This window comes from uncultured Meiothermus sp. (assembly GCF_937863175.1).
Classification (GTDB): Bacteria; Deinococcota; Deinococci; order Deinococcales; family Thermaceae; genus Meiothermus.
This window is the reverse complement of record NZ_CALMCQ010000332.1, coordinates 1-9,804: the sequence shown is the minus strand read 5'-3', so window position 1 is coordinate 9,804 and position 9,804 is coordinate 1. Positions and strand designations below refer to the sequence as shown.

Sequence of the window (9,804 nt, the reverse complement as noted above, 5' to 3'; positions counted from 1 at the left end):
GAAATCTGGCAGGTGGTGATGCTGGTTGCGGGGGTCAACTTCGCGGGCTATCTGGCCCTACGGCTACTGGGTTCCAAAGGCCTGTGGACGGCAGCGGTACTGGGTGGGCTGGTTTCTTCGACGGCCGTCACCCTTTCGATGGTTATTCAAAGCCGGGTTGACCCCAGCAAAAACTCACTCTGGGCCGCTGGATCGGTTCTTGCTTCTCAAATGATGCTGGGGCGAATACTGATCTGGAGTGCGGTTGCGGCTCCGGCCTTGCTGCAGTTGCTCTGGCTGCCGGTGTTGTTGTGGCTTCTGTGGGGGTTTGTAGGTGCCGCCTGGCTAGCTCGGCGCGATCGAACTACCTCCGAGAGTGTGGTGGTACAAAATCCCCTGCAACTCCAGAGCGCCTTGTTGTTTGCCGGTGTCTATGCCCTGGTAAAGCTGCTGACCAAGTTTGGCCTCGAGGTCTTTGGCAGTGCGGGGGTTTTTGTGGTCAGCGCGATCTCGGGCGTGGCCGATGTAGACGCAATCTCCCTCTCGCTGGCCCGCCTCGCAGCCGACCAGACCCTGCTCCTGCAGGTGGCTGCGGCTGCCATCCTGATTGCCTCGCTGAGCAATACTGTTTTTAAGGTCGCAATGTCTTTTGGGGCCAAGGGGCTTGGCCCTCTGGTAGGGGTGGGATTGGTGCCCGGCGGTTTGCTGGCGCTGCTGGTTTTGCTGATCAACTCCTAGCCACCTTACCGCTAAAAATCCCTGCGCCGGAAAACCCAGACCGCTGCTACCAGCACCAACATGGTGTAGGCCGCTACCCACAACAGATAGCCCGTGGCGAGCGGCTCGCTGCCCACGAACGGGTTGCCACGGGCGGAATCCTGCGCGCCCAACATGATCTCGGGCTGCAAAAACACCGAGGCCCCGCGCCAGAGCTGGTCGCTTGGCACCAGATAGCTGCTAATTTCGCCCAGACGCTTTAGCGTTGGGGTGTTGGTGAAAGCCCCCACGCTGGCCAGAATCCCCCCAATCCAGCCCAGACCATAGATCATGAACATCACTACCCCGGTAGTGAGGGTGGAGAACAAACTGCTGCCCAGCAGCGTTAGAGTGAGCAAAAACAGAACACTCAGCAGCATCAGGGCCATGGCTGCGGGCGGGTTTGGGGGCAGGTAGCCGGTCAGGATATACGAACCATAGACCAGAGCCAGTGACAAGAGCAGCAGATAGGGGAGGGCCAGGCTCAGATGCCCCAGCCACTTACCCAGCACAAACTCCCAGCGCCGGATGGGTTTGGGCAGAATGGACTGCAAGGTGCCTGAGTCCACCTCCCCGCTAATGCTGGCAATAGTGGTGAACACACCGGTCAAACTTCCCAAAAAGTTCACAATGTACATCCCCATCAGAACCAGCACCGCACTGGGAACCACCATCTGCTCGGGTGAAAGCTCGCGCCCCAACTGCGCCGCCCGGCGCTCGAAGCTATCCAGCAGAAAGTTCAGACCCAGAAAATAAAAAAACAAAAAAACCAGCGTGAGCAGGATTATGGCCCACAACAGGCGCCGCCCCAGGGCCTCCTGCCAGGTGAACTGGGCTATCAGCAGCAGGTTCCTCACGACGACTCCTTGCTCACCAGCTTCACGAACAGGTCTTCCAGGCTGATCTTGCGCGGACTAAGGGAAAAGAGGCCAGCCCCCGAGTTAACCACGGTCTGAGCCAGGATCGGCAGCACGTCCTCGCTCTCGGTCTCGAGCAACACCGTATCCGGGCCGTGGTGCAAAACCCTGGCATGGCGCCCTAGCTCCGATAGCAGCTCTGGGTTCAGTGCGCCAACCCGCAGCTCGACCTCGAGTCTCTCGCGCAACAACTCCTTCAACGCTCCGCTCCGCACCACCCGGCCCTTGTCCACAAAAGCCACCCGGTCACAGGTCAGCTCAACCTCCGAGAGCAGGTGCGAGTTGAGGAAGATGGTGGTGCCCTCAGCCTTCAGGTGCCGGATGATCTCGCGTACCTCACGTCGTCCGATGGGGTCCAGGGCCGAGGTGGGCTCGTCCAAAAACACCACCCGGGGATGGTTCAGAAGGGCCTGGGCCAGCCCGATGCGCTGCTGCATCCCTTTGGAGTAGCCCTTGATACGTTCGTTTTCACGCCCCAGAAGCCCAACCAGCTCCAGCACCTCGGGGATGCGCCGCTGGAGGGCGCTTGCCGGCATCCCGCAGAGCTGCCCGTGAAAGCGCAGAAACTCCTTTCCGGTCATCCAGTCGTGAAAGCGAAACAGCTCGGGCAAAAATCCCAGCTGGCGCCTGGTCTCGAGGCTGCCCAGCGGTTTTCCCAGTAGAGTAGCCTGACCGGAGGTTGGATAGGTTAGCCCCAGCAGCATCTTGACGGTGGTGGTCTTGCCAGCCCCATTTGGGCCGAGGAAGCCAAAAACCTCCCCCGCCCGAACCTCCAGGCTCAGGTCTTCCACTGCGACGCGGCCGTTGAAAGCTTTTCTCAGATTCAGAGTTTGAATCGCCAGTGTCATACGGTAGCCGCTTCCAGTCTACCCAGCCATGGTGAGGAAGGTCGCAGGTCAAAAGTTAGTCGCAGGTCTCAGGTCAAAAGCTATTAGCTATTGGCTATCAGCTATCGGCTAATAGGCGGATGTCACTTGCCAAAGCGTCGCTCGCGCTTCTGGTAGTCGCGCACCGCCCGCAAAAAGTCCACCTTGCGGAAGGCCGGCCAGAAGGCATCGAAGAAGTAGTACTCGCTGTAGGCGGCCTGCCACAGCAAAAAGCCCGAAAGGCGGATCTCGCCCGAGGTGCGAATGATGAAGTCGGGGTCGGGCACGCCTGCGGTGTAAAGCCGCTCGGAGATGTGTTCCATGTCAAGCTCGGCGGCCAGCTCCTCCGGCGACTTGCCGGTTCTGGCGGCTTCCAGCAGCAGACTCTTGACCGCGTCTATAATTTCTTCCCGCCCGCCGTAGCCCATGGCGATGTTGAGCAGCATCCCGCTGTGGTGCGCGGTGGCTTTTTCCAGCTCTTCTAAGGCCTGAAGCACTCTGGGGGGAAAGCGGTCGTGCCGTCCGATCACCTTTACCCGCACCTCGTTGGCGTGGATGCGGGGGTCCTGGGCCATGCGCTGGGCCTCCTGGACGAAAAGGCGCATCAGCGTCTCGACCTCGAGCTGGCTGCGGCTCCAGTTGTCGGTGGAAAACACCCAGATGGTTACGGTGGGTATTTTGAGCTCGAGGCACCACTCCAAAACCTCGTAGGCCTTCTGTACGCCAAGCTCGTGGCCTTCGTGCCCTTCCAACCCCAGTTCCCTGGCAAAACGCCGATTGCCATCCAGAATCATCCCCAGGTGTTTGGGAGCGTGGCCCCGGCGTACCCTGGCCTCGACCCGTTTCTCGTACCACCAGTAGAGCGGCTTGAGAAGTGCTCTAAAGAGCCGTATGAGTTGCTGTCGAAGCGAACTTTTAGGAATGCGCACAGGTGAAGTCGTCGCCATGAATCTCCTCAACCCATCTATCTTAGCCAGAAGTGCAGGGATAAGGTGTGCAAGTCGGTGAACCCCCCAGGAAACCGGCAAAACCCTGTGTTCAGCGTCGCAGGCGATCTACCTTCAACACAAAGCTCATCACGAAGTTGCCGTGTTTGGGGCTGGCCATCTGGATGCTGCTGCCCTGCAAGGTGAGGCTGGTATTGCTGAGCGCCGTGATGGTTACGCTCCCGCTGCCACCCCAGCTTTTGCGGTTGCTGGGGTTGCGATCGTCCACATAGCTCAGGGTGCCTCGAGCCTGGGGGTCTAAGGGGTCGCCCACCCGGTAGGTCTGCTGGAGCGGGAGGGGCCCCTTAAGGTCAACCGAAAGAATACGGGGAGCATAAGGGGGTGGACTGCTGCCTGGGTCGGCAAAAAAGTGGAGGCTGACTCGAGCCGAGTCCTTGAATACATCCCCCGTCACCCGAATCTGGGGTTTTGCGGGCAACTTGCCCAGATCGTAACCGCGCACCTGAAGCCTGAAACCGCCCCCCGTGGCGGGGGTGAGCCCGGTTTGAGCCAGGGCCACTGCTGCCAGTAACAGTCCGACTACCCATGGTCTGATCATGCCCCAGGTAAACAGCAGGTAGGCTGAGGCATATGAAAGTTGTATGCAGGCTTCTTGATTCTGCGCTCGTTCCAGGAGTACAGGACATACCGCTGGAGCGACCCCCGCCCATGCTTCCCTGTCCTGGCGGAGCAAAAAACTCCTGGATAAAAATCTGTTCAGGAAGCACTTTCCGACTTCGGCTGTGCAAATAAACCAGGATTAGACCCAGAATCCTCTAATTTTTGAGATGCGACGTAATATATGTGTACCCATAATGCGGAGGTTGATATGAAGCCTGGGTTCGGTCGTATAAGCCTGTTGTGTTTACTGGTCTTGTGGGTCTGGGGAGCTGGTCTGGCCCAAACCTTGCCGCGCGATGTGCGCGAACGCATCATTGCGGCTACGGTGTTTATTACCTACCCGGTGGGCAACAACTCGGTCAGCACGGGTTCGGGCACCCTGATCAGTCCGCAGGGTTTCATCCTGACCAACTACCATGTGATCGGCGATCTCGAGAACCGCCGAATTGTCCCGCGCATTTTTGTGGGCGTCGTCCGCTTTGTGGATCAGCCCCCCGAGGTGCGTTTTCTGGCCGATGTGGTGGCTGCCGATCCCAATCTCGACCTGGCCCTTCTACGCATTACCCGCACCTCGGGCGGTCAGCCCATCGGCAACATGACCTTTCCGGCAGTTCCCATTGGCGATTCCAACAAGCTGATTGTGGGCGACCCCATCTATGTCTTTGGATTTCAGGGGACTGGAGGCAATACCATTACCTTCTCGAGTGGGGCTGTGGGGGGGTTTACCGGCGAAGATATGGAGAGCGGCGGCAAGCAGTGGATCAAGCACGATGCCCAGACCGGCCCTGGCAACTCGGGTGGCGGCATTTACAACCAGGACGGTGAGTTAATCGGCATCCACACCCGTGGGGTGTCGGGGCAGGGGAACTCCCGCACTGCTTTCATGCGCCCCTCCGCGCTGGCCTGGGGTCTGGTTGGCCCCAACGTGGCGGGGCTGGTGAACCGTGCGCCTGCAGCCAGCACCCCCCAGCCACAGCCTGCCGCTACAACTGCCTGGCCCCCCGCCATCCATACCGGCCAGACCTGGCAGGTGCGGGTTCAGGGCGGCCAGTGGACAGGGGAGTGGTCGGTGGTGGTGGGGCAGAAGGATGCCGATGGCGATTTTGTGGCAACCGCCAGCCTGGGCAGCCGTCGAACCGAGGCCCTGTTTTTCCAGCAGGACAACATCGTGCGCCTGAATATTGGCGACAGCTATCCCCTGGCCCGTTGCCGATTCGACCCGCAAAACGCGAGCGGGGCCATCCAGGGCAAGCTTTTTGTCTTCAAAGATGCCAACGCCGATGCCGAGGAAGTTGGAACCTGTGTGGCCAGCCAGCGGGGGGCTCAGGCCGTGCAGCCCCAGCAGCCCCAGCAGCCCCAGGCCGCAGCCTGGCCTCCCCGGCTGGCCGTGGGGCAGCGCTGGCAGCTTGCCGTGACCGGCCCAGACCTCGAGGATGCCGGAACCATCACCCTCTCCGAGCGTGACAGCGATGGCGACCCCAAGGGAACCGTACTGTTCAAGGAAAATTTCTCGATGGTGGCCTACTTCTACTTGAGCCGCAGCGGAGCCGCTTTCCTGGACATGACCGTCCCCAGCGGAGCCGATAGCCACCGTGCCTGGTGGCGCTGCCGCTTCGAGCAGCAAAATACCGCTACCCTCAAGGGAACCCTCCAGACCTTCAAGACCGACTCCAGCGGCCAGATCAGCGACCTCAAGGAAGTGGGGGCCTGTACGGCCACACTAAACAGGTAGAGGTCAGGCGACCGGGTTTTTGTGCCCGTACACACCCCGTTGGGAGTGTCGCCAGCACGGGTCTCATGTCGGCCCGAGACCGGCATACGTTGCGCCTCCGCGAAGATTACCGGCTTTCAGCCTTTTGCTTTCGCCTGCACCAGGGGTCGTGGAGAGTACAAAAATCTTGTTGCCTGGTGAGTGGTGGGCAAAAAAAATCCTCATGGAGGAGAGGATACCTCCGCTTTACCCCCGCTCTCATGCCCATCTGCTCTCCTTAGGCTCCGGTATGCTTTGGGCATGAAGGTCATCACGATTGTGCTGGACTCGGTGGGGCTGGGCTACCTGCCCGACGCCGCGCAGTTTGGCGACGAAGGGGCCGATACCCTCGACCACACCGTGCTCAAGACCGGAATTGAGCTGCCCCATCTGGCTGCGCTCGGGCTGGGCCACGTGCCGGGGGTACACACGGTTCCTCAGGTAGCGCAGCCCAAAGGTGCTTTTGGGCGAATGGTGGAGGTCAACCCCGGCAAAGATACCTCCACCGGCCACTGGGAGTTTGTGGGCATCCAGCTCGAGAACGCGTTTCGGGTTTTTCCACAGGGTTATCCACAGGACTTCCTGGCCAGGTATTGTGAACGCATCGGAGTGGGGGGATACCTGCTCAACCTGCCCTATTCGGGCACCGATGCCATCCGCGACTATGGTGACGAACACCTTCGCACCGGCTTTCCCATTGTCTATACCTCGGCGGACTCGGTTTTTCAGATAGCGGCGCACGTCGGCAAGATTCCCCTAAAGACCCTCTACGACTGGTGCAGGGTCGCAAGGGAGATGCTGGTGGGGCCGCTGGCCTGTGCGCGGGTGATTGCCCGACCCTTCGAGGGCGAGCCGGGGAACTTCTACCGCCGCGACGATCTGCGCCACGATTATGCGCTGGAGCCGCCCCACAACGTTCTGGATGTGATCAAAGCAGGAGGATTGGAGGTGGTGGGGGTGGGCAAAATTCCCGACATCTACGCCCACCGGGGCTTCACCCGCGAGGTGGGGTCGGGCGACAACCCCCAGGGTATGGAGCGCACCCTGGAACTGATGCGCGAGAACTTCTCCGGTCTGATCTTCACCAACCTGGTGGACTTCGACGCCAAGTTCGGTCACCGTCGCAACTCCCTGGGATATGCCCAGGCACTGATAGACTTCGATGCGCGACTACCCGAATTCCTGGTTGCACTCGGCCCGGACGACTACCTGTTCATCGTCTCCGACCATGGCAACGACCCCACCTGGCGAGGCACCGACCACACCCGCGAGTACGGGATGTTGCTGGTAGCGGGGCCGGGGATGGCCGGAAAAGACCTGGGAACCCGCCCAACCTTTGCCGATCTGGCTGCGAGCTGGGCCAGGTTGTTTGAGTTACAGTGGGATGGAGCTGGGGTTTCAATCTGAGGCACGTGCCCGGACTACCCGGTAGTTGGCAAGTGAAAAAGCCAGATAGCTCACCACCCCTGCCAGCAACGCCGCTACCGCAAAGCTGGCTCGAACTGTGCCCACCTCGGCTACTGCGCCCAGCAGCACCGGCCCTACCAGCCCGCCGATGGTGCTCATGGTAGAGATGCTGGCCATGGCCGCTGCCGGGGATATGCCAGGGGTCTGGGAGGCCGCAGCGAACATGAGTGGATATAGGGTGGCCATACCCAGGCCCATACAGGCGATACCGAAGTACATGCCCCCTACCGTGCCCGAGACCACCGCTACCCCCAGCCCGAAGCCACCCAGCAGTGCGCCATAGCGCACCACCCGCACCGCCCCGAACTGCCGCACCAGCCAGTCGCCGCTGGAACGCCCCACCAGCATCACCGCCTGGTGCACCGCGAAACCCAGCGCAGCCAGCGATTCCGGTGCCCCCAGGCTGCGCAGGTAGACCCCGCTCCAACTGGCAATCGAGCCATCGCTGATGGCGGTGCAAAAGCCCATCAGACCCAGCAACAGCAGTGAGCCGCTGGGTAGCACGAAGGTTTGCCGGGTGGGAGAGGGCGAGGCCGCCAACAGCCACCCACCGGCCCGCCAGGCCAGGCCGGCCCCCAGTCCGCCGATCAGCAAAAAGTGCCAGAAGGGGGAGAGCCCCAGCCCGGCCAGCCCCGCACCCGCCAGAGAACCTGCCAGCGCCCCCGCGCTCCACAGCGCGTGGAAGGAAGAGAAGATGGGCTTGCCATAGTTGGTTTCCAGGGCCGCCGCCTGGGTGTTCATGCCAATGTTGAGGGTGTTAAGCAGAAAACCGTACAGCACCAGACCGGCAAACAGCCACGCCGGAGAGAGTAGTAATCCCAGTACCGGCAAGGAGAGCGATACAGCCATTCCGAAGATACGGGCCACCCGGCGGCTGCCCCACCACGCCACCGAGGTTCCAGCGGTCAGACCTCCCAGCAGCGCCCCCAGCATGTTGCCCAGCAACACCAGCCCCAGTACTGCTGCGCTCATCTCGAGGCGCTCTTTCTCGGCAGGGATGCGCGAAATCCAGGTCGCGGCCACAAACCCGTGCAGAATGAAGAAACCGGAGATTGCAATTCGCGTTTGCAGGAGGGTAGCGGCAGGCGACATGCAACGCTGAGTATACGCCTGCAAGCGCAGGGCTTTAGCCAGAAATGCCTGGGTGGGCCAACAAAGTATCCAAAGGTTGACCTGCCAGAACCTGCCTGACCTGCTCGAGGCGTGGATGGTGTTGACTTCAATTCGGGCTGGCCAGTTCCACGTCCACGCCGGGGGGTTGGCAAGGTTGGCTGCCAGCGCCAGACCAGTTCATCCATTCCCCCTTACTTGCTCCCAGGTGTACCGCTTCAAAATCTCGCCGTTCTCGAAGACGGTGTGCAGGACGCTCTGGGGGTGCGGGGTGTATTCACCGGCCTCGAGGTCGACCGTGCGGATGCCACGCTCGTCGCGGATCACGTCCAGGCGGCCTTTCTTGCTGGCCTTGCCCATGTCGTCTGTGGGGCTCTTGCTCACGCCATAGGTCAGACCCCCTACCGTGACCAGGTGCAGTTTCTGGGCGAACTTCTGGGTGTCGCGGTGGGGGTGCTGCAAGAGCGCACCACCCATGCCAAAAGCCACATTAGAGGCGCTGTAGCCCCACTGCTCCAACAGGAACAGAATTTTGCGAATGCTAGCAGCGTTGATGCCGTCGCCCTGGATGACCCGCACACCATTCAAAACCTTGAAACCTTTTGTGTTGACCGTCGCTCCGAATTTGGCTTCCAGAGTCTGCACCGTACGCAGTACCACAAAGGGTGGGTCGCCGGAGTCGGGACGGATGACCGGGGTTGCACCCGAGGATACGATCAAGTCCCTCAGCTCCTCGCCAATGATCTGGCTCACCGCGTGCTCGCGGTTGTAAGAGTCAATCACCATTGCAAACAGCGCACCCGACTTGCCGAAAGTCTCGATCATTTGCCGGTAAGCGTGGGCCTCGCCCGCACGGCCAAAGCTGGTCACGGTGGAGTGCTCCATGGCGGGAATGGAGTAGCCCGCCATTTCCGCCCCGTAATAGTTGCGAGCGTAGATGAGCGCAGTTACCGTATCAGTGCCCATGAAATTGACCAGGTGGGCCATCCCGCCCAGGCCCGCGCTCTCCTGGCTGCTCACCCCCCGCGCCCCAAAGTCGTGCAGCTTGAAGGGCAGTTCGGCCTCGGGATCGTCGGCAGTTTTTTCCAGCGCTGCACGGATGATCTGCCTGATCTCCCACGATACGGTGCAGACTGTGGTGGGATACCAGACCGCCCGCAACAACGCGGTCTCCATCCAGCCTGGTAGCCAGGGCAGTTCGGGGTCGGTGCTTTCGATGACTACCAGCGGAGTATGGACAGGAATCACGGCTCCTTCTGGAACCGCACGGATACGCACCGGCAGCCTGCCCCCGAGGTCTCTGGCAACATGCATCCAGCGCTCATAGGGGAAGGGTAGGCCGTGGGCTGAAA

Annotated in this window: 9 protein-coding genes; 3 read left to right on the top strand and 6 right to left on the bottom strand. The window is 61.0% G+C overall.

Features of this window, described 5'->3' with window-relative positions; translation table 11 throughout:
* A partial coding sequence (locus Q0288_RS12530) for a DUF4010 domain-containing protein (RefSeq protein WP_299430918.1) occupies positions 1-717 on the top strand: 717 nt, incomplete at its 5' end.
* Between the two features lie 11 nt (positions 718-728).
* Here the strand turns inward: Q0288_RS12530 and Q0288_RS12525 are convergent.
* The 4 genes from Q0288_RS12525 to Q0288_RS12510 all read right to left on the bottom strand — a co-directional run bounded on the left by Q0288_RS12525 (position 729) and on the right by Q0288_RS12510 (position 4,063).
* Positions 729-1,592: an ABC transporter permease gene (locus Q0288_RS12525; RefSeq protein ID WP_299430916.1), complete on the bottom strand. Its 864-nt coding sequence runs from the start codon at positions 1,590-1,592 to the stop codon at positions 729-731.
* Positions 1,589-2,500, bottom strand: coding sequence for an ABC transporter ATP-binding protein (locus tag Q0288_RS12520; protein WP_299430914.1), 912 nt, complete (start codon positions 2,498-2,500; stop codon positions 1,589-1,591). Before Q0288_RS12520 ends, Q0288_RS12525 begins: the two co-directional genes overlap by 4 nt.
* Positions 2,501-2,622: 122 nt before the next feature.
* Positions 2,623-3,465 (bottom strand): isoprenyl transferase, encoded by an 843-nt coding sequence (locus tag Q0288_RS12515; protein WP_299430912.1) that lies wholly within the window; start codon positions 3,463-3,465, stop codon positions 2,623-2,625.
* A 91-nt stretch (positions 3,466-3,556) separates the two neighbouring features.
* The gene (locus tag Q0288_RS12510) at positions 3,557-4,063 is read right to left on the bottom strand and encodes a hypothetical protein (protein ID WP_299430910.1); all 507 of its coding nucleotides are present in this window, start codon (positions 4,061-4,063) and stop codon (positions 3,557-3,559) included.
* A gap of 270 nt (positions 4,064-4,333) precedes the next feature.
* On the opposite strand from Q0288_RS12510, the gene Q0288_RS12505 reads away from it, so the two are divergent.
* Together Q0288_RS12505 and Q0288_RS12500 are read left to right on the top strand one after the other, a co-directional pair.
* Entirely contained in the window at positions 4,334-5,857 is a 1,524-nt protein-coding gene (locus tag Q0288_RS12505; RefSeq protein ID WP_299430908.1) for a serine protease, read from the top strand.
* A gap of 279 nt (positions 5,858-6,136) precedes the next feature.
* Positions 6,137-7,282: a phosphopentomutase gene (locus Q0288_RS12500; RefSeq protein ID WP_299430906.1), complete on the top strand. Its 1,146-nt coding sequence runs from the start codon at positions 6,137-6,139 to the stop codon at positions 7,280-7,282.
* Here Q0288_RS12500 and Q0288_RS12495 read toward each other — a convergent pair.
* Complete coding sequence (locus Q0288_RS12495) at positions 7,274-8,434, bottom strand: MFS transporter (protein WP_299430904.1); 1,161 nt, start codon at positions 8,432-8,434, stop codon at positions 7,274-7,276. The genes Q0288_RS12500 and Q0288_RS12495 overlap by 9 nt on opposite strands.
* A gap of 198 nt (positions 8,435-8,632) precedes the next feature.
* On the bottom strand, positions 8,633-9,804 hold a 1,172-nt coding region (locus Q0288_RS12490), incomplete at its 5' end, for a nicotinate phosphoribosyltransferase (protein ID WP_299430902.1).